The organism is Larkinella arboricola, from assembly GCF_003259745.1.
In the GTDB taxonomy this organism is placed as follows: Bacteria; Bacteroidota; Bacteroidia; order Cytophagales; family Spirosomataceae; genus Larkinella; species Larkinella arboricola.
The window spans coordinates 195,565-216,284 of the sequence record NZ_QLMC01000007.1 but is presented as its reverse complement, the minus strand read 5'-3'; the positions used below and the strand labels follow the sequence as shown (position 1 = coordinate 216,284).

General features: G+C 52.9%; 13 protein-coding genes. 7 read left to right on the top strand and 6 right to left on the bottom strand.

From position 1 onward, the window contains the following. The first annotated feature begins 408 nt into the window (after positions 1-408). A complete protein-coding gene (locus tag LX87_RS24710) occupies positions 409-675 on the top strand; it encodes a hypothetical protein (RefSeq protein WP_229310811.1) in 267 nt (88 codons plus the stop codon). A gap of 204 nt (positions 676-879) precedes the next feature. Next, positions 880-2,211 (top strand): adenylate/guanylate cyclase domain-containing protein, encoded by a 1,332-nt coding sequence (locus LX87_RS24705; protein WP_111630970.1) that lies wholly within the window; start codon positions 880-882, stop codon positions 2,209-2,211. Between the two features lies 1 nt (position 2,212). On the opposite strand, the gene LX87_RS24700 is transcribed toward LX87_RS24705, so the two are convergent. From LX87_RS24700 to LX87_RS24690, 3 genes are all read right to left on the bottom strand, one after another. Continuing rightward, complete coding sequence (locus tag LX87_RS24700; protein ID WP_111630969.1) at positions 2,213-5,845, bottom strand: BamA/TamA family outer membrane protein; 3,633 nt, start codon at positions 5,843-5,845, stop codon at positions 2,213-2,215. 17 nt (positions 5,846-5,862) lie between these two features. Beyond that, positions 5,863-6,708, bottom strand: coding sequence for an SdiA-regulated domain-containing protein (locus LX87_RS24695; RefSeq protein ID WP_111630968.1), 846 nt, complete (start codon positions 6,706-6,708; stop codon positions 5,863-5,865). A gap of 65 nt (positions 6,709-6,773) precedes the next feature. Further along, positions 6,774-7,976 (bottom strand): Pycsar system effector family protein, encoded by a 1,203-nt coding sequence (locus LX87_RS24690; protein WP_111631055.1) that lies wholly within the window; start codon positions 7,974-7,976, stop codon positions 6,774-6,776. Positions 7,977-8,211: 235 nt separating this feature from the next. Here LX87_RS24690 and LX87_RS24685 point away from each other — a divergent pair, with 235 nt between their 5' ends. Both LX87_RS24685 and LX87_RS24680 read left to right on the top strand, forming a co-directional pair. Next, positions 8,212-10,740, top strand: a complete 2,529-nt coding sequence (locus tag LX87_RS24685) for a DUF5686 and carboxypeptidase-like regulatory domain-containing protein (protein ID WP_111630967.1) — start codon at positions 8,212-8,214, stop codon at positions 10,738-10,740. A gap of 119 nt (positions 10,741-10,859) precedes the next feature. Further along, entirely contained in the window at positions 10,860-11,243 is a 384-nt protein-coding gene (locus LX87_RS24680; protein ID WP_111630966.1) for an FKBP-type peptidyl-prolyl cis-trans isomerase, read from the top strand. A 173-nt stretch (positions 11,244-11,416) separates the two neighbouring features. On the opposite strand, the gene LX87_RS24675 is transcribed toward LX87_RS24680, so the two are convergent. Further along, entirely contained in the window at positions 11,417-11,869 is a 453-nt protein-coding gene (locus LX87_RS24675; protein WP_111630965.1) for an FKBP-type peptidyl-prolyl cis-trans isomerase, read from the bottom strand. Between the two features lie 136 nt (positions 11,870-12,005). After that, positions 12,006-13,478 (bottom strand): proline--tRNA ligase, encoded by a 1,473-nt coding sequence (proS, locus tag LX87_RS24670; protein WP_111630964.1) that lies wholly within the window; start codon positions 13,476-13,478, stop codon positions 12,006-12,008. A 191-nt stretch (positions 13,479-13,669) separates the two neighbouring features. Here proS and LX87_RS24665 point away from each other — a divergent pair, with 191 nt between their 5' ends. The 3 genes from LX87_RS24665 to LX87_RS24655 all read left to right on the top strand — a co-directional run bounded on the left by LX87_RS24665 (position 13,670) and on the right by LX87_RS24655 (position 17,512). Beyond that, a complete protein-coding gene (locus LX87_RS24665; RefSeq protein WP_111630963.1) occupies positions 13,670-14,932 on the top strand; it encodes a hypothetical protein in 1,263 nt (420 codons plus the stop codon). Between the two features lie 217 nt (positions 14,933-15,149). After that, positions 15,150-16,697, top strand: a complete 1,548-nt coding sequence (locus tag LX87_RS24660) for an OmpP1/FadL family transporter (RefSeq protein ID WP_111630962.1) — start codon at positions 15,150-15,152, stop codon at positions 16,695-16,697. A 251-nt stretch (positions 16,698-16,948) separates the two neighbouring features. Then, positions 16,949-17,512 (top strand): RNA polymerase sigma factor, encoded by a 564-nt coding sequence (locus LX87_RS24655; RefSeq protein WP_170139450.1) that lies wholly within the window; start codon positions 16,949-16,951, stop codon positions 17,510-17,512. Here LX87_RS24655 and LX87_RS24650 read toward each other — a convergent pair whose 3' ends face one another. Further along, the gene (locus LX87_RS24650) at positions 17,513-20,713 is read right to left on the bottom strand and encodes an efflux RND transporter permease subunit (protein ID WP_111630960.1); all 3,201 of its coding nucleotides are present in this window, start codon (positions 20,711-20,713) and stop codon (positions 17,513-17,515) included. It lies immediately after the preceding gene. Between the last annotated feature and the right edge of the window lie 7 nt (positions 20,714-20,720).

Here is a 20,720-nt window from a genome sequence, read left to right as displayed (position 1 = left end):
GACGCTTATGAGCATCCTGATAAAAATGTAGTATTCATTAACGGTGTTTTTTTAGGATCGATTTGTTGTTTATTGCAACCAAAACTATGCTTAATCCTTTAAACAAAAAAATTCTAGCACTTTATTTATTAAAAAAATAATTATTATCATCCAGCACGTACATCGTAAATTGATTTCCCTGGCGTTGCACCAAATGCTAACTTGCGTCCGCGTTCGAGCGTAAATCCGGACCCACTCAGGATGGTTCCGGCGCTAGCGTAGTATGGGGATTTTAGTAAAGGTTTCTCTAGTCGCACCCAGCAACAGCAAACCGTAATTGGCGTGATCAAACCAAACGATTCTTTTTTTGACCGGAAGCTACTGATAAGCAGCGTTTTCACCCTAATCAATAGCCTGGTTTTACTCTTTGTGATCAAAGAAACGGATGTGGTTCACTGGCCGTATCTGCTGGCCGCCATTTCAGCCGCGGCCATCGGCTTTGCTCAACCGCGCAAAGGCTGGCTACTGGCTATTCTTCAGGCTGCCATCCTGCTGATTGGCTATTTCTTTTTTGCCAGTGCGCCCCGGAACGGGGGCGACCGGGAACTTGAACTGTTCAGCCTCTACGGTTCCATCGGCCTGACGTTCGTGGGCAGCTTCGTGGGGGGCATTCTGAAACGGGCGCTGGGCGGTTGACTACGCGCGGACCCGGTTGCTTTGAAAACCCCACCACTACGCCGAATTGCCCTGCCCAGTTGCCAGCATCAAGCGTACACCACCCCCGTTTGTCGTTTCGCACCCCGCAATTGTCGCTTCACTCCTCAGTACTAGGCAGTTTGCCCAACATGGAATTTATTTGTGGGCGGCATTGTCTACTAAACAGTACGAGATCATGATGCTATGACATTTATTTACCACCAGCGGGATAAGGCGAAAATCAGCCCGTATTTCAACCTTACCTTTTCCCAGGAAAATCTTCGGCGCGAAAAACAACGGGCGGGTCTGCTGGCGGGCGTATTTTTTGTTGGTCTGATTCTAACGCTTTTCTTTTACCTGACCCTGCCACTCGCTTCGTATCCCCAGCAGGCCAAGACTGAAATCATGCAGGTGGTCCTCCCCTTTCTGGCCTTCATGTCGCTCTACGAACTGAATATGTGGAACATGTTTCGAGTCTGGGGCCAGAAAGAATTTACCATTCCGCAGTCGGTGAAGTACCTCAATGCCACCTTCGAAATTTCGGCGCTGACGCTGCTGCTGTACCTGCTTTCGGATAAATTCGACCATCCCATTCTGGTCATGCTATCGCCCCTGGCCACGCTATACTACTTTTTCATCATCCTTTCCACCCTCCGGCTCAACTTCTGGATTTCGTTCTATACCGGTTTGATTGCGTGCATCGAGTTTCTGCTCCTGAGTTTTTACCTCCTGGAAGAACCGTCGATGCTGGCGGGGTCTTTTAGTCTGTACCTGACCACCTCATTTGCCTACATTGTCAAGTCGCTTATCTTTCTGCTCTGCGGAATCTGCGCCGGTTATGTTTCGCGGCAAATTCAGATCAGTATTCAAAGCTCCATCGAACGAAGCGAAACACAGAATCAACTGATCACATTCTTCGGTCAGCAGGTGTCGCCGGAAATTGCAGACCTGATTATTAAGGAGAAAGGAATGCTGAAAAGCCAGCACATGAAGGTCAGCGTTCTGTTTCTGGACATCCGGAATTTTACCAAATACGCCGACAAACACACCGCCGACGAAGTAGTGGCCTACCAGAACTCCTTTTTCAGCATCATTGTCGAGATTGTCAACCGCCACGGCGGGATTGTCAACCAGTTTCTGGGCGATGGCTGCATGATCACTTTTGGTGCCCCGATTCCGCTCAGCAACCCCGCCGAAAATGCCGTTAAAGCCGGGCTCGAAATCATTGCCGAAATCAGGAAAGCCGTTCAGGAAGACCGCATTATTCCCACCAGCGTCGGCATTGGGGTGCACGTGGGCGACGCCGTCATCGGCAACATCGGCACCGAAACCCGTCAGCAGTTTTCGATTACGGGCAACGTCGTGATTCTGGCCGCCCGCATCGAACAGTTGAACAAGGAATACGGGACCAACATGCTGGTTTCGCAGGACGTAATCAACGACCTCTCCGACTTCCACCCGGCTCTGACAGAACAGCTTGGCGTCGTGGATGTCAGGGGTATGGAAGCGGGCGTGGAGCTTTACAAACTGTCCTGACCTAGAACAGAAAACCAACCCGGAGCACCGGCAGTTTTTCTTCTTCCGACAGGGCGTATAGCAGCGAAATAACCGTTTGCTTATACGGCGACAGCCAGACGCCCCCGCCGTAGCCGTGGTGCCAGTGCCGCGAGTTTTCGCCCTTCACCCAAACCCGCCCGACATCGTTGAACGCCAGCAGACCCAGGTAGGCCGGAAACAGGTAGGTCCGCAGGGTCGCGACTTTCAGCCGTAGTTCGGTGTTGTTGTACAGCGTACTTTGCCCCGCAAACCGGGTGCGCCGGTACCCCCGCAGGTTCGACAAACCGCCGAGCGTATTGGCCTGAAAAAACTCAAAATCCGTAAAATTAACGCCCCCGCCCAGCCGCGTGGCAATGGTCAATGTGGCAGGCAGCCGCAAACTGGCGTAGAACGCCAGATCGGATTGCAGGCGGGTCAGGCTCCGGGCCAGGTGCGAAATACCGTCGTAGGCCCGGAGTTCGGTCCGCCAGTAAATCCCGCGCGACGGCACCACCCGGTCGTCCCGGTTATCGATCAGAAAACCGGCTTTCAGGCCCGCGTACCACCGGCGTTCAAACAGATTGCGTCCGTCGGGCAAACGGCTGGCGTATTCACTGATAAACCGTTTCTGGTTTTCCTCCACCTCAACGCTTTCGACCGCCGGACCGTAGTACAGCCGCATACTGCCCACTTTATGCTCCAGAAAAGCGCCCAGCGCGATGTTTTCAAACCGGGTCCGGTAGTACGAAATCCCCTTCGATTTGTCGAAAACCGTCTGGTTGCCCAAACCGAAGAAGTTGGACACGTAGTTGGGCGCCTGAATGTCGGCATCCAGGCGCAGGTCCGCCGTTCCGATCAAATCCGTAAAAATACCGTCGTAATTGAAATTGAAGGCGTCGGTGGCAAAGGCGTGGTTGGCAACAAACCGGTGTTGCTGGGCAAACGGTTCTTTGCGAAAACCGTTCTTGCGGTAGAGGACGCCCCCACCCAGAAAAAGGCCGTCGTCAGGATTATACTGCACCGAAACCTGCGGCAGCAGCACATCGTATTTAAAAGCCATCCGGTCGTAGGCATTAATCGTCGGTTTGTCGGAAAGCCGCAGCCGGGTTTCGGAGCCGGTTTCGGTTACCGTTTTTTTGGTATCGTAGACAATTGTTTTCCGGAAAATGCCCGACACCTTCGACTGATCGGTGATGCGGTCTTTTCCTTTGCCGCCGATGATGCGCAGCAAAATTCCTTTGCGGCTTTCGCCCTGCACCACAAACTCGTCGTCGCCCCCCCAACCGTATAGCCGCACCTCACGGGTTTCGTCCGGATTGAAAACGCGCCGATAAAGCAGATCGCCCAGGTCGCCTTCTTTTTTGAGTTTATACACCGTCACCGTCATCGCTCCATCAGGGTGTCGTTCGACCCCAAACCGTTCGCGTTTATCACTTCCCGTAACATCCACCGTCCGGGCCAGAAAACGGTACAGTTCGCTGGCGTAGCGGGGTAAATCGGTTCGGCGGCTTTGCAACCGGGCTTTGATCGTAGCTGCCGTTTCCCGGTAAGCCGCTTCGGGCAGTTGTTTGAGGGCTTCGTCAATCGCGGTATCGGTCAGTTGGCGGGACAGCGAATCGGCCATCTGGAGCCAGTCGTCCAGCGACGGTTCGGTCAGGAAACTGCGGTCAAAATAGCGGGCGTTGAACGCCAGACCCGGAACGTCGCGGATCGTATTGGAAAATCCCTGAAACTTTGGCAGGGCCCATTTCCGGCTGGCAATCGTCGGAATAAGGCCCATGTTGACAAAGAAAGCCTGATCGCGGTCGCGCGGAATCGGTTTAAAGACCAGCCCTTTCCCTGCTTTAAAGCTCGCCCAGCGCCACTGGTCGTCGTGCCGGTCCCAGTCGCCCAGCCAGAGGTCGAACAGCCGCGCCCGCACCACCGCCCGCTGATCAACGCGGTTGTCGTTATCGTCGGCCAGTTTGTCGAGCAGTTTGGTGGTGCTATAAATTTTCCGGGTGCCGCCAAACTGCCCGGAGTTTTCGTAATTACCGTCTACGCGTTCTTCAAACAGCGCCAGCGTCCGGGCGAAGGTTCGGCGGTACGGACCGAGCAGGGAGTCATCCGGCACAATCACCAGTTTGGGGTTGGTATGAAAAACGCCCGCAGCGTCGGCCAGACGCGGAACAATCAGGGCCGCGTACGGATGCGAAGCCGAAATCTGGTCCTGCACCAGATCGTTGACAAAACCGCTCCGCAGCGATTCCGGAACGGCATTTTCGGCGTATTTTTCTACCGACCGCAAAACGTATTCCCGGCCATCCTGCCCCTGCATCCGCAACGATACCGTCTGCATTCCTCCCCCCCGCTGCAACGGCTTCAGACCGCCCGCTTCCTGCCGCAGGTTCAGCACCGGAACCGTTATGGGCGCCTGCCAGACGTTCCGGTAGTTATCGCCCAGCATCAGACGGTGAAACGGCGAGGCTTCGTACTGCGCACTGGCAATGGTGGTTTGCGATACCGTTGCCGCCGGATTTTCGGCAACGGATTTGGGTTTTACCGGCAATTGAAGGGTGGTTTCGTACAATACCGTCCCGGTTTCGCCATCCGGGGCAAAAAACCGGATGCGGGTCTGGCCCTTTTCGTCGAAATCCAACCGGGCAAACCCTTTGGCGGACGAGGCAAACAGGGTGTTCCGACCTTTTTTGACATCCACCGACTTGGAGCCGCTGCCGCTCGTGAGGTAGTACGTCGAATCCCGCAGGATCAGTTGCTCGTTGTGATCATGGCCGTTGACATACAGAACGTTCCGGTATTTTTTCAGCAGGGCCACCATCCCGTTGCGCAGCAGTTTGTATTTCGGGTGCGGAATATCCTGGATGTTGCCCAGCAGCGAGCGGTATCCCGGATAAATGGACCCGATCACCGGCAACGGAATGTATAAGTTGGGTTTGAGATTGGTAAGCGGAAACAGGTGGTCTTTCCAGGTAAAATAACCGCCGTGTTCGCCGTGGCTATACATCGGATGGTGGCCCGCCAGCACGACTTTCCGGTTCTGATTCCGCGCCAGCACATCGTCCAGCAGGAGCAGAAATGAGGGTAAATCCTTTGCTTCGCAGTCCGATTCTCCTTCCGGTTTATCCCACGGATGCAGCCACCACTGCGTATCGATCAGCACGAGTGTCAGTTCTTCATTCAAGGCAATTTCGACCGGGCCGGGGCAGCCGCCTTTCGGAAAAAACACATCCTCGCGGCCCAGCTCGGCGGTTACGAAGGCTTCCTGATTCCGGACCCGCTGCCAGCCCTCGCGCTTGCCCTGCTGCCAGTCGTGATTGCCCGGAATCACAAACGCCCGGCCTTTAAAACCGTCCAGAATGGCCAGTTGGTCGCGCATACGCCGTTCGGCATCGGCCCGGTCGGTATGGGCAGAATCCGGCAGGCCCCGCGGATAAATGTTGTCACCCAGGTAAATGATGCTGCTGTTGGCTCCGCTTGCCTGTAACTGACGCTGCACGGTTTTCAATACCGCATCGCCCCCGGGCTGCGGTTCACCGGCATCCCCCAGCAAAAAAACCGTATACGGCTTCGACTGAGCCAGAAGCCATTGGGGTAACAGAAACACCAGAAATAGTGCCGGGTAAAGTCGTTTCATACGCTACTGATTTTCCCTTAAGGCCGTTGGGCAAACGACAGAATGTAACCCGCCTTGCCGTCGCCTTCGCTGGCGATGTAGAGCGTTCCGTCGGGTGCGAAACAGATGCCTTCGGGCTGGCGAAACACCTTCGGATCGAGGGCTTCCGACGCCACAATCCGGCCTTTGCGATTGACCACCACCAGTTTTTTTCCGATGGAGGTCAGAAAGTAAAAATTGCCGGTCTGGGGGTGAACCGCCAGTCCGGATGGTTTGAATTTTTTGGCATCAATCCCGGCTTCTTCCAGTGCTTCATCCTTCAGAATCATTCCCTGATAAAGAACTTTCGATTTGAGATCGTACATATACACAATTTTCTGGCCCTTCCTGCCGCCTTCCTTAACCGGTATCAGCAGCCGGTTGCTTTCCGGGTCGTAGGCCAGCCCTTCCACTTCTGTTTTGCTGGGCAGGTTGCCGGGGATGCGCGCAATCGACTTGGAAAAGGGCTTGAAATGATACAGATCACCGTTGCTTTTCAGGGTGTAGATTTCATTTTTCACCCACTCAATCCCTTCAAAATCGCCGTAATTGCCAAAAACGGAAGAGTCGGCAATCTGCTGTTTCTTTACATCATAGATGTAAGCCACCGCCACCTCGTCCTGCACGCAGAGCAACTGGTTTGGTTTGTAATACGACAGGCCGGAGATTTCTTCCAGTTCGGGCGGGAGCGTAAACCGTTGGACGGGCGTCTTTAAATCGTAGGGAATGGTTTGAAGCGTCTGAGTTTCGGATGGTTTTTCGGCCTGACCGGCCTGCGTTTTTTTCGAATCACAGGCACTAAAAAAACCGGCCAGAGCCAGAAGACAGATGTGGATTTTAATCATTGATTTTACTTATTAACGGCTTACCAATTCCTTAACAACCCCGTTTGTGAGAAGTTGCCATTTGCTTACCGGATCGGGAAAAAATACGCGGCAATGCCAAACGCCAGCACCGAAGCGGCAAACCCGAACATAAACGTCGTATAGGCAATTCGCAGCAGACGGTATTTTTTGCCCAGCACTTTTCCGAGGTAGTAAATATCGCGGGTCATGCTGCTGTACAGAAAATCGGCGTCGTTCATCATTTCCCGCATCCCCCATTCATAATCGACCAGATCCATTTTGTGGAAGTTCCCGAAAAACAGCAGGTTCGCCTGTTTATTGTGGATGTCTTCTTTCGAAAACCGTCCGCTCGTGATGTGGGGCCGGGTAGCCAGGATGGCAAAGATGGTTGCTACCAACGAACTGGCCGTCAGCATCACCGTCGGGATAATCAACTGCGGCCATTCTTCCAGCTTCCGAATCAGGATACTGACAATCAGGGACACAATAATGGTGTTGACCGAAATCATGATGTTCGCCTTGTTGTCGGCCATCGCGCTGAGCTGAAAGTGGTTCTGCGACGTAACCCGGAACATGGTTTCCACGCCCCGATCAGGCCGTTTAGGCTTTTTCGGCTCGTCTTCCAGTTGAATACCGCCCAGCGGTTGGGCGGCTTTTTCGTCGTCTTCCGCTTCCAGTTCCGCCAGTTTCTTCCGGGCTTTTTCCAGATTTTTTTCCTTTAAAGGCGTCAGGACGGTTTTGCCGTACTCCGTAAAATAGTGGTGGCATTCCATCAATTTAATGGAGCCCTGCAACCATTTCTTTTTGCCGATCTTACCGGTTGTATTTTTTACTTCCTGCCGCATCAATTCACTCCGGTCAAAAAACCGGTCGGAACTCAGGTGAAAAAGATCGGCATCACAAACCACTTCGGCCACCCGCGTACGCGGATTCTGCGGCAATTGGGTCGCAAGTACACTGTCGCTAATGTCCTGTATGCGGTCTTCGCTTAGCCCCAGTTCTTCCAGAAAGGGCCTGGCCATGTCTACACCGGCGGCTTCGTGCTGGTGGCGTTTGCGGGCATAACCGATGTCGTGCAGCCAGGCGGCAATGATGGCATTTTCCATCTCTTCCGGGTCCAGGCCAGCCTGTTTCCCAATCAGTTCGGCGGCCTCTGCCACCTGCTGCGTATGGTTGAGGTTGTGGTAGACCAACTCGGCGGGCAGGGCACGCAGTAACGTTTCGGCGTAGTCCCGCGTACGGTTAAGCAAAGATATTTCAGTGAGCATAGGCGGGTCGATATCGTCCAGAAAACAAAGTACAGATTTGTGACATAAAATGGTAAACAAAGTCTAAGTGAAACCAAGGCACGATTTTGCGGCCCCTGCTTATAGGACAATTCCGGCAATCCGTCTAGACAATTCGGCGATTCATCGACGAAAGAGTTAAAATCATTTCATTTGGTAAACCCTGTTGACTACATTTAAGTTAAACGCTTACGATTTCAAGCCATTGCATCAACGAATGAAGCACTTTTTACGGACGCTGTCTGGTATCATCTTTCTGATTCTGAACGTACTCTTTTCCCCGGTTTCTGCACAAACTTCTTATAAAATCAGTGGCCGTATTACCGACGCGGTTACGGGCGAGGGCGTTCCCTTCGCCAGTGTCGCCATCAAAGGTAAAACCGCCGGAACCACATCAGATGAAAATGGCCAGTATACGCTTGTAACCACCCAAACCGGCGACTCTCTTCTGTTTTCCAGTATTGGTTACCAGACCCGCGCCTACCCGCTTACTTTAGCCCCCAGCCAAACCATTCACGCGGTTCTGATGTCGGCGGCAAACCGTCTTCAGGAGGTTAAAATCTACGCGAAAGGCGGTGATCCGGCTTACCGCATCATCCGGGAAACGATTCGACGGCGCGATCAGTTCGACCCCGACCAATTAACGGCTTTCCAATACGAAAGTTACTCAAAAGTCGAAGCGTACGTAAACAACTTTGCCAACCAGCGAAAGAAAGGCCGGGGCGCCGGTCCAGTCGGGAAGCTGCTGTCCAAACTGCCCGCCATTTATGATCGTGAAGGCAAACCCGCCGTGCCGGTCTACGTTTCTGAAACCATTTCGGAGTACTATCAGCGTTCGAATCCGCAAAAAACCAAGGAACGGATTCTGAAAAGCCGGGCGTCGGGCGTTGGGGTCAGCGACGGCGGAGTAGCCGCCCAACTCACCGGTTCTTCCTTTCAGCAATATAATTTTTACCGCAACTACATCAGCCTGCTGCGCAAAGACCTGCCTTCTCCGCTCGGTCAGGCCTGGCAGACCATCTACACCTTCCGGCTGATCGATACGGTGGAAGTCGGCGGAATGGTTTGTTATCAGATTGATTTTGAACCCAAACGGATGACCGATCTGGCTTTTTCCGGAACAGCCTGGATTGACACAACACGCCTGGGCCTGTCGCAGATCGACGCCCGGGTTGACCAGCGGGCCAACATCAACTTTGTCGATGAAATCCGGCTCGAACAGGAATGGGAAGAAGTGGGAGACGGTACGCCGGGCCACGCCGTTCGTCTGCCGGTTCTGACCCAGCTCCTGATTGATACCGACGAACCAACGCCCAACGCGCCCGGTGCGCTGGTACGGTTTTACATGGCCGCCCGGAACGTACAGGTCAACAAGCCGCAGGATACCAAGTTTTACGAACCACCCCTGGAACTGGCCGAAAACTACAGCGAAAAATCGCCTGTGTACTGGCAAAGCCACCGTCCCGAGAACCTGAGTCCGGATGAATTGCGGGCTTTCGAAGTCGTGGATTCGGTGCGGAACGTTCCGTTTATGAAGGTCCTGGGCGAAATTGTGAACCTGACGATGGTGGGCTATTATCCGCTGGGGTCGGTTCATCTGGATGCGGGGCCGCTGCTGAACAGTTATGCCTACAACAACGTGGAAGGCCATCGGCTCCGACTGGGGCTACGGACCAATACGGGTTTTAGCCGGCGCTGGATTCTGGGCGGTTATCTGGCGTATGGCACACGCGATCAGCAGTTGAAATACGGGATGAACATCGATTACGTGATCCGGAAAAAGCCGTACACCATTGCCGGTATTGAAAAAACGTACGACATCGAACGGTTGGGCGCTTCGTCGGAGAACCTGGGCAGCAATACCCTCTTTGCGGCTTACACCCGCTTCGGCACGCTTCGGCGGCCCTACATGCAGGAATCCCAGACTACCTATATCAAGAGTGAACTGGGCAAGGGCATTACGCAAACCGTTAGCCTGCGCAACCGCACCTTCGAACCCCTGTTTCCGTTCGCCTACTCGGTGAAGGAGCCGGATCAGACCACCGCCAGTTTTTACCGCACCACGGAAGTGCAGTTCGAAACGCGGTTTGCGCCGGGTGCCCTGATGATTCAGAGCGACAATGACCGGTTTACGGTGGAAGGAAGCAACAATCCGGTCGTAACGTTCCGCTACCAGCTTGGGCTGCGCAACGTGCTGCACGGCGACTTTACCTACCACCGTTTCAGTCTGAACCTCCGGCATTCGTTCCGAATGGGGGTGCTTGGCCGAACCCGTTACCAGGTCAATGCGGGCTACATTCCGTCGACGATACCGTACCCGCTGCTTTACATTCCGCTCGGCAATGAAACCTTTTTCCGGGTCGAGAATGCCTATAATCTGATGAATTTCTTTGAATTTGTCAGCGATCGTTACGTGGGCGTCCTGGGAGAACACAATTTTGAAGGCTTGTTTTTCAACGGCATTCCGGCCATCCGACGCCTGAAATGGCGGTTTCTGGCAACGGGAGCCGTGTTTCTAGGCGGGGTGAGTGAGGCCAACCGAACCCTGATTCCGGCCACCAACGAGCTGGGGCAAACCGTGCTGGGTTTTCAGTCGATGAGCCGGGCGCCGTATGTGGAGGTGGGTTACGGCATTGACAATATTTTTAAAGTGTTCCGGGTCGATGCGATTCACCGACTGACGTACCGCAATAACCCGAATGTTTCCACCTTTGGCATCAAAGTTTCGGCCTGGGTCAATTTATAGCGGACCGGTTCTATCCACCTTCCATTCATCAGGAAACGAACAGACGGCTATCCGGCGGAGTGTCGGCTAAATGTAATATCTTGCAGCCGTAAATGTTCTCTAATTAATCAGACATTCTTATGGCGAAAGCACCTGAGGCCGAAGTAGCGATCTTAAAAGAATTTATTGACGCGAGCGGAATCTCCGCAACGGCCGACGAACGCGGTTTCTATTATACTATTCATTCGCCGGGGTCGGGTCCGAAACCAACGGTGCGTTCCAACGTAACCGTTAATTATGAAGGCTCACTGACCAATGGCAAAATCTTTGACAGCGGTAAAAATATAAGCTTCGGCTTGTATCAGCTGATCCTGGGATGGCAGGAAGGCATCCCCTTGATTGCGCCGGGCGGCAGCATCACGCTTTACCTCCCGCCCAGTCTGGCCTACGGCTCGCGGGCCCAAGGCGGCATTCCGGCCAATTCCATTCTGATCTTCAAAATTGATCTGATCCGGATTAATTAAGAGCGTTCCGGTAAGCTCAAAAACCGGCGTGGTACGAACCGTTGGTCATTATGACCTCGGTTCGTACCACGCCGGTTTTCAATTATCTAGTAGCCGGTTTTGCCCTACCGGCAACGGACCGGCCGGTATCATCCAGTAACTCCGACCTTGGCTTGTTTCCGGGTTGCCGAAAGTTATTCCAAAATCAACTTCGACGGGTTGATTCCAACCAGTTCGATGTCGAAAATCAGTTCCTCGCCCGCCAGGGGGTGATTGGCATCGAGCGTCACCGAAGTAGCCGTCACGTTCCGGACAACAACCGGTACGGCCTGCGGATTACCGTCCTGGTGCATGTTCAGGGTCAGGCCAACTTCCAGCTCAATATCGTCGGGAATGAGCGAACGGTCAAATTCAAAAACCATATCCGGGCTCGATGGACCATAGGCATCTTCCACCGGAATCCGCACAGTTTTGGATTCGCCCACTTCCATGCCGTTCACGCCTTCATCGAACCCTTTGATGACCATGCCGCTCCCAACCTGGAATTGCAGGGGCGACCGACCGCTGGACGAATCAAACACGGTACCATCGTTTTTTCTGCCGGTATAGTGCACCTGCACCGTATCCCCAGCTTTTGCTTGTGCCATAATAAAAGAGTGAGTTGTGTGCCCAAAACTAGGTAAACCCGCCGAAAGTCGGTCACGATTTATCGATTATTTGACTTAACTCATCATTACCGTTTAGTGTTCAGCCGCTTAGTTTTCGGGCACCAACCGCTCTTTTTTAATAAGCCCGTGCAAACACGACCCGTTGTTTCGACGGTTTTCCGCTGTACATACAGGTTCCTTCTTCCGGCTCCGCATCGAACGGAATGCAACGTATAGTCGCTTTGGTTTCTTCCTTGATGGCTTCTTCCGTTTCCGGCGTACCGTCCCAATGAGCCATCAGAAAACCGCCTTTTTCGATTTGTTCCTTAAACTCGTCGTACGTATCGACCCGGAACGTATTTTCCTGCCGGAACTGAGCGGCTTTTTTATAAATGTTGGACTGAATGTCATCCAGCAGACTCTGAATATGATCGACCAGACCATCGAAGGAAATGGTTTCTTTGGTTTTCAGATCCCGGCGGGCAATCTCCACGGTATTGTTTTCCAGATCCCGCATCCCCATCGCCAGCCGCACCGGAACGCCCCGCAGTTCGTATTCGGCAAATTTCCAGCCGGGTTTGTTGGCGTCGCTTGTGTCGAATTTCACCGAAATACCGGCTTTCCGCAGGTCTTTAATCAGTGGGTTGATTTTGTCCGACAACTGCGCCAGTTGCTCGTCATTCCGGAAAATGGGAACAATCACCACCTGAATCGGCGCCAGTTTCGGCGGCAGTACCAGGCCGTCGTCGTCAGAATGCGCCATGATCAGGGCACCCATCAAACGGGTGCTGACGCCCCAGGACGTTCCCCAGACGTAATCCTGCTGGTTGTCTTTCGTCAGGAATTTCACGTCGAACGCTTTCGCAAAATTCTGCCCCAGAAAGTGCGACGTACCGGCCTGCAACGCTTTGCCGTCCTGCATCATGGCTTCGATGCACAGCGTATCTTCGGCACCGGCAAACCGCTCGTTCGGGGTTTTGGCCCCGCGAATAACCGGCACGGCCATCCACTCTTCGGCAAACCGGGCGTATACGTCCAGCATCTGCCGGGTTTCCTCCTGGGCTTCCTGAGAAGTTGCGTGGGCGGTGTGGCCCTCCTGCCAGAGAAACTCGGCGGTGCGCAGGAAAATCCGGGTGCGCATTTCCCAGCGCACCACGTTGGCCCACTGGTTGATCAGCAGGGGAAGGTCCCGGTACGACTGAATCCAGTTTTTGTAGGTACTCCAGATGACGGTTTCCGACGTGGGCCGTACGATCAATTCCTCCTCCAGTTTGGCTTCCGGGTCCACAATAACGCCCGAGCCATCCTCCGCGTTTTTCAGCCGGTAATGAGTCACAACGGCACACTCTTTGGCAAATCCCTCGACGTGGGAAGCTTCTTTGCTGAGGTACGATTTCGGAATGAACAGGGGGAAATAGGCGTTGGTGTGGCCCGTTTCCTTGAACATATCGTCCAGAGCCCGCTGCATCTTTTCCCAGATCGAATACCCGTACGGCTTGATCACCATGCACCCCCGAACTGCCGAATTTTCGGCCAAATCGGCTTTTTTTATCAACTCATTGTACCACTCGGAATAATTTTCGGAACGCGAAGGAATTGCTTTTGCCATGACTGACTGAAATATATTTTTGTTGTGATTAAACCATCACCTATAAATGTGGGTCTAATACTATGAGAAGCTTGCAAAGATAGGTTTTTATCCTATATTTGTAATCAAACGGTTTAGTTGTAATCATTTTGCCGACTTCTGTGTTTTAGAATTAGTGGGTCCCTTTGAACCTTTTTTTACACCACAACACCATGAAAGTGCAACATACCTGGAAATACCTCTCACTACTGGTTGTGCTCGGCTTCTGGGGCTGTAGCTCCAGTAAACAGCTAGCGGGTGAATCCGATGACCTATATGGATCTTCGGCTGATGCACCCGTCTATGCGTCGAAGGAATCGCGACCGGTTGAACGCAACCGGACGGCTTCCCAACGGTACGAAGACAGCCGCATGAATGCCAATCCTGATTTTAATGACCAAACGTCAGGGCTGGCGGATGATGAATATTACAGCGAGGTGACGGCCCGCAAGGTAACGCGCGGCATTTCACCCGATCCGGGCTGGTCTTCGGATAACTCCTATACGAACGGATTTTCGAACGGTTATAACACGGCCATGCTGAATTCGACCTGGAACCGCTGGGGCTGGAACAGTCCGTTCTACGGCGGCCTGAGGCTGGGCATCGGTCTGGGCATGTCGCCCTGGATGGGTGGCTTCAACAGCTGGCGCTATGGCGGTTTCTACGATCCGTTCTGGGGTGGATCCTATGCGTATAGCCCCTTCTACGGAGGTGGTTTCGGCGGTGGTTTCTACGATCCGTTCTATGCCTACTCTCCCTTTGGATATGGCTACGGTTTCAACAGTTTCTACAACCCGTATATGTATGGCGGTGGTTTGGGACGCACGGTTATTGTTAACAACTACGACCGGATTGGTGCAAACCGCAACGCAACGTATGGTGCCCGCGGGGGTGTTTCTCGTAACCGGTATAATAGCGATTTCGTAAACACGCCACGGAGCTACAACAATAACAACGGTGGTCGCCGGTCCGGTACGCTGAATTCATCGAACAACACGGCTAACAACAACACGTATTACAGCCGTCCGAACAATTCAGGTTCGACCAACTCATACGGTGCTGGCCGGGCAAACAGCCGGGGTGCTGATTACTACTACGGTGGTTCAGGCAGCGGTGGCCGGGCGAATGCAAACACATCGTCGAGCCGACCGAGCTACAGTGCGCCGAGCAATTCGGATTATTACGCAGCTCCGCGTCAGAACAGCCGGGGCAGCTATACGCCCCCGTCGTACAACAGCGGATCACGGGTTAGCTCACCTCAGCAAACGTATCAGGCTCCAAGCCGTACGTTTGAGGCTCCGCAACGTACCTATAGCCCGCCGTCACAACCGAGCTATAGCGCACCGTCATACGGTGGCAGTCGGGGCGGTGGCTCCAGCAGCGGTGGAGGTGGCTATTCCGGTGGCGGAGGTGGCGGCTCGCGCGGTCCCCGTTAACGGATACCAAAGATAAATTAGAAATAAAAAGCCCGACGATTGTTACAATCGTCGGGCTTTTTCGTTGTATAATCGGGCCGGGAATGGGGTTTTATTTAAAACTACCCTTGTTTTTTGGGGTTTATTTAAACCAAACGCTCCCGAAATACATCTATAGTTTAAAGTGCATAACAAAAGTATACCTGATCCATGAATCTCATTTTTAGCACACACTTGTATGAAAAATAGCATCTGCATCGTGGGGCTGCTCCTGTACGCAGGCTCTGCCCTTGGCCAGGCTGATATTTACGCTGGCGACGCGTTTCGGTATTCAGAATTGACGCAAACCGGAACCGCCCGGATGCGGGCCCTGGGCGGTAACCACGCCAGCCTCGGGGGCGACGCCAGTTCGACTTTTGGCAATCCAGCCGGTCTGGGATTTTACAACCGCTCCGAAATCAGCTTAAGTCCCAGCTTCAACATCATCAATGCACAGGCGACGTACATTGGTAATCAGGAAACAAATAGTGCCACCAAACCCAGCATTAGCCATTTTGGAGTGGTTCTGGCGGGCAATAAACAAAGCGATAATCGGCGCTGGCGAAGAACGGCGCTGGGCATTACTTACAACCGTCAGGTTAGTCTGGCCAACCAGTTTGTTTTTCAGGGCCGCAACAACCGCAGTTCGATTGTCGACTCGTATATCGTTGACGCCAATAACCGGAACCTGAACGGGGATCAAATGAATGCCCAATATGATCCTAATACGTATACCGCCAATTTTACTTCGGCGGCAGCTTACCAGCTCTTTCTAATTAACGGTACACAATCGCCCAGTAACCCAAATCAAACAGGACCTCCGTATTTTCGGTACGATGCAACGGCTCCGACCGACCAGCGAAACACCTTCGAATCGTCGGGAGGGCAGTCGCAATGGACCATCGCCTACGCCGGAAACCTGGACGATAAGCTGTACATCGGTGCGTCACTGGGCCTGAGTCGGCTGCGGTACGACTTCGAGAATGTGTACCGGGAAACTGTTGTAGGTGGTCTGGTACTCGATAATTACAGCCAGATTGACAATTTAACTGTCACTGGAACGGGTATTAATTTTTCAGCGGGGGTTATTTACAAACCTGATCGTAACGTCCAGTTGGGAGCCAACCTGTCAACCCCGACGTTTACCAGCGTAAAAGAGTCGTTTGAACAAACCCTGCGCGCTATCGCCAAAGACCCGAATTTACCCCTTGAAAGAAACGAAGTGCTGGTAGCCCCCAACGACTTTGATTATAGCCTGACAACACCGTTCCGGGCTTCGGGTGGGGTGACATACTTTCTGGGTTCGGGCAAGATCGGTTTCATTACAGCCTCGGCTGACTATGTAGGCTATTCCGGTATGCGCGTTACCACCAAAGTGTACAATACGCAGGATAACACGGATTTTAAGAACGATGTAAAAGCGGAAGTCCAGAACACGTACAAAAATGTGGTCAACCTCCGGGCTGGGGCTGAAATCCGGGCGGGCCTACTGCGGGTCCGGGGTGGTGTTGCCTACTTACCTGATCCGTATAAAGTGCAACTCAACAACATTGACCGTAGCCGTTTGCTGATTTCAGGCGGTTTGGGCCTCCGCACCGACCGTTTCTTTGTTGATGCCAGTGGTACGTATGGTGCGTCGAAATCGGCGTATACCCCTTATACATTGCCTAATACCGCCGATTATGCGTCGGCTCAAATTGACACCAAGCTGACCAACATCACGTTATCCGTTGGTGCATTTTTTTAACAATAAATGGTAGTAAGTAAAAAGAGCTTCCGGATTGCCCGGAAGCTCTTTTTTTATTAACACACCTAAGTATTTATTACTACTAAGTTCCTATTTTAATACCGTATAATCACTTCTAAAACTTTTCAAATCTGGTAAAGTTAAGTAACCAGACTCTTGTTCCCGGATAGCTGTTTTTAACAAAACACAAAAGTATAACCAAGACCGATCCGGATGCGGGAAATCCAGTCACTTAATTTGCTATCTACCACTTGAAAAAGACTTTTACTATCGCTTGCGAAGCTGATTTGATTGATGGTTTGAAATCGCACAGCCGCGTTGCTTATCGGGAATTATATGATCGATACGCACCCACACTCTTAAGCGTCATTACCAAAATCGTCGAGGACGAAACCGAAGCCCAGGACGTTTTGCAGGATGCATTCGTTAAAATCTGGAAAAATATTCACCGGCACGATTCCGACAAGGGCCGTTTGTATACCTGGTTACTCCATGTTACCCGCAACACCGCCTATGACTACCTGCGAGCCCATAAAAAAGCCCCCCAGATCGAATTACCGCTGGAGGGCTATTTACCCGAAATGGGCATGGTCTGGACAAATACGGGTTCTATCGGTTTCAGCGATGCCGTCAATACGAACCTGGATCCAAAATACTGGCAGGTGATTGACCTGCTGTATTTTCAGGGTTATACGCAGCAGGAAGCTGCGGAACAACTCAACCTGCCGCTTGGAACGGTCAAATCCTGGACTCGTATTGCGCTGATCAAGCTACGCCAGACGTTTCATAACGATCAGGTCGCTTTTCTGTGCTGATTACAGCTTCAGTTCCTCGCTCTCCTGCACCAGGTGCTCTTCTTCGCGTTTCCGGGCTTGTTCCTTGAGTTCGGCAAGCTTTTCCTTGCCGTAGGCAAACCGGGTAATCACAACGAACAGAACCGGTACGATGAAAATGGCGAGCGAGGTCGCGGCCAGCATCCCGCCAAATACCGTCCAGCCGATGGTTTTCCGGGCAACGGCCCCGGCTCCACTGGCGAAGACGAGCGGCAATACGCCCAATATAAAGGCCAGCGAGGTCATGATGATTGGTCGGAGCCGCAACCGAACCGCTTCAAGTGTCGATTCAAGCAGGTCTGTCCCCCGATCGACGCGTTCCTTGGCAAACTCCACAATCAGAATGGCGTTTTTGGCCGCCAGACCAATCAGCGTAATCAAACCGATCTGTGCATACACGTTGTTGCTCAGGTACGGAATCAGTGTCAGCGTCAGGATGGCCCCAAAGGCACCGATTGGCACGGACAGGAGAACCGCAAACGGTACGGACCAGCTTTCGTAGAGAGCCGCCAGGAACAGAAACACAAACAACACCGACAAACTGAATATATAAACCGTGCTGGAACCGGAACTGATCTCCTCCCGACTTAAACCGGAAAAGTCATAACCGTATCCGGCGGGTAAAACCTTGTCAGCCACTTCCTTCAAGGCGTCGATGGCCTGCCCACTACTGTAACCGGGTTTCGGACTTCCGTTAATTTCAACGGAACGGAACATGTTGTAGTGTGAAATCAGCGGAGCATTTTCAATGACCTGCGTTTTGATAACCGTACTCAGCGGCACCATAGCTCCGCCCTGGTTACGGACAAAATACCGCCCCAACTGCTGAACATCCGACCGGTACATGGTATCGGCCTGCGCCACCACCCGGAATTTCCGACCGTACACAATAAAGTCGTTCACGTAAATACTACCGAGGTAGGTCTGCATGGTGGTGTACACCTCGTTAACGTTGATGCCCAGTTTCTTGCACTTCTCCCGGTCCACATCCACCCGGAAAGCCGGCGTTTTAGACGTGAAGTACGTAAAGGCCCGGGCAATCTCGGGTCGTTTGTTGACTTCGGCCAGGAAGTTCTGCACCACCTGATCAAACGCTTTCACATCGTCGGTACTCTCGCGCTGTTCGATCTCAAAGGTAAAACCGGCGGTCTGCCCCATCCCCGGAATGGCCGGGGGCGGAATGACAACAACATTGGCTTCCTTGATGGTCGATAGGGCTCGTTGCAGTTTCACCACCACCGAGTCGATCTGAACGGATTTATCCTTCCGCTCACTCCACGGTTTTAACTGCGTAAATACCGTACCGCTGTTGGATTTGCTGGAAAATGTAACGGCATTCAAACCACCCAGGGCCGAGAAGTGGGCCACATAAGGCTGCTCTTTCAGGATTTCCATTACCCGGTTGAGCACCGCCAAACTGCGCGTGGTTGAAGCCGCTTCCGGAATTTCGTAGGTAATAATGACCCGGCCTTCATCTTCCGTCGGAATAAAACCGGTTGGTTTGGATTTGAACAGGAATCCCGTTCCCACAAACAGACACGCCAGCAGCACCAGCACGAGCGGTGAGGCTTTGATCATCTGATTAACGCCCCGGCTGTAGGAGCTACTGGTGCGATCAAACCATTGGTTGAATCTAAAGAAGAATCGGTTCAGGCCCTTCGACTTCGCGTTTATCTCGCTGGGTTTCAGCATCAGGGCGCACAAAGCCGGTGTCAGCGAAAGGGCGACAAAGGCCGAGATCAGCACGGAAACGGCGATGGTAATTGCAAACTGCTGATAAAGCCGCCCCACAATACCGGGTACAAAACCAACCGGCACAAACACGGCCGCCAGAATGAGGGCGATGGCAATAACCGGCCCCGAAATATCCCGCATGGCCTTTCGGGTGGCTTCCCGAGCCGATAGCTTTTCGTGATCGATATAGTGCTGAACGGCTTCGACCACCACAATGGCATCATCGACCACAATCCCGATGGCAAGAACGAACCCGAATAGCGTCAGCGTGTTGATGGTAAACCCGAGCGGTATGAAAAAGGCAAACGTCCCCAAAATGGAAACCGGAATAGCCAGCACCGGAATCAGCGTCGCCCGCCAGTTTTGCAGGAACAGGAACACCACGATAACCACCAGCCCCAACGCTTCGACCAGTGTTTTCACAACCTCATCAACGGAAACCTGCACCACCGAAACCGACTCAAACGGCACGACATAGTCAACATCTTTCGGGAATGACTTTTTCAACTCATCCATGGCCGCATACACGCCCTTGGCCGTCGAAAGGGCATTACTGCCCGGCAACTGGTAAACCAGCAGGTAAGCCGCGCGGTTGCCGTCGACAAACGAGTTGCTGATGTAGCTAAACTTACCCAGTTGAACACGGGCCACATCTTTCAGGTAAACAACAGACCCCGTTTCGGGCTTGCTCCGCACCACAATATTCCGAAAATCCTCTTCCTTGCTGAGTCGGCTGTTGGTAAATACCGTGTACTCAAACGCCTGCGACGATTGCTGCGGAGGAGCCCCAACGGACCCGGCAGCCACCTGCAGGTTCTGTTCCTGCAAAGCCGCAATAACGTCGCCGGGTGTCATTCCCAACTGGGCAATTTTATCCGGTTGCAGCCATATCCGCATACTGAAGTCGTCGGCGCGGGAGAAAATATCCCCTACCCCTTCGACCCGCAGAAGGGCATCCCGGATGAAAATGTTGGCGTAGTTGTCCAGGAAAGAAACGCCGTGCGTTTTGTTGGGCGAGTAAATAGCGACCAGCATGAACAAGCTCGGGTTCCGTTTCCGAACCGTCAAACCGAGACGCGTTACTTCCGCCGGTAATTGCGGCTGGGCAATACCGACCCGGTTCTGCACGTCGAGGGCGGCAATGTTGACATCGGTTCCCACGTCGAAGGTGACGTTCATGGTCATCCGGCCATCGCTGGTGCTGTTGCTTTGCAGATACAGCATGTTGGGCGTTCCGTTGACCTGGGTTTCGATGGGCGTTGCCACCGTTTGTTCCACGGTCTGGGCATCGGCTCCGGTATACGTTCCCGTCACCTGAACCACCGGGGGCGTAATGTCAGGATACTGACTGATCGGTAAATTTAAGATCGCTAATATCCCGACTAAAACAATAACAATGGATATAACGATGGCCGTTACGGGCCGGTTAATGAACGTATTGGCAAACATGGTTGAA

Bases quoted from the DNA above. Each gene is read 5' to 3' on its own strand.
- LX87_RS24700 (WP_111630969.1), bottom strand. From the start codon at position 5,845: ATGAAACGACTTTACCCGGCACTATTTCTGGTGTTTCTGTTACCCCAA.
- LX87_RS24675 (WP_111630965.1), bottom strand. From the start codon at position 11,869: ATGGCACAAGCAAAAGCTGGGGATACGGTGCAGGTGCACTATACCGGC.
- LX87_RS24665 (WP_111630963.1), top strand. From the start codon at position 13,670: ATGAAAGTGCAACATACCTGGAAATACCTCTCACTACTGGTTGTGCTC.
- proS (WP_111630964.1), bottom strand. From the start codon at position 13,478: ATGGCAAAAGCAATTCCTTCGCGTTCCGAAAATTATTCCGAGTGGTAC.
- LX87_RS24650 (WP_111630960.1), bottom strand. From the start codon at position 20,713: ATGTTTGCCAATACGTTCATTAACCGGCCCGTAACGGCCATCGTTATA.
- LX87_RS24690 (WP_111631055.1), bottom strand. From the start codon at position 7,976: ATGCTCACTGAAATATCTTTGCTTAACCGTACGCGGGACTACGCCGAA.
- LX87_RS24685 (WP_111630967.1), top strand. From the start codon at position 8,212: ATGAAGCACTTTTTACGGACGCTGTCTGGTATCATCTTTCTGATTCTG.
- LX87_RS24680 (WP_111630966.1), top strand. From the start codon at position 10,860: ATGGCGAAAGCACCTGAGGCCGAAGTAGCGATCTTAAAAGAATTTATT.
- LX87_RS24705 (WP_111630970.1), top strand. From the start codon at position 880: ATGACATTTATTTACCACCAGCGGGATAAGGCGAAAATCAGCCCGTAT.
- LX87_RS24660 (WP_111630962.1), top strand. From the start codon at position 15,150: ATGAAAAATAGCATCTGCATCGTGGGGCTGCTCCTGTACGCAGGCTCT.
- LX87_RS24695 (WP_111630968.1), bottom strand. From the start codon at position 6,708: ATGATTAAAATCCACATCTGTCTTCTGGCTCTGGCCGGTTTTTTTAGT.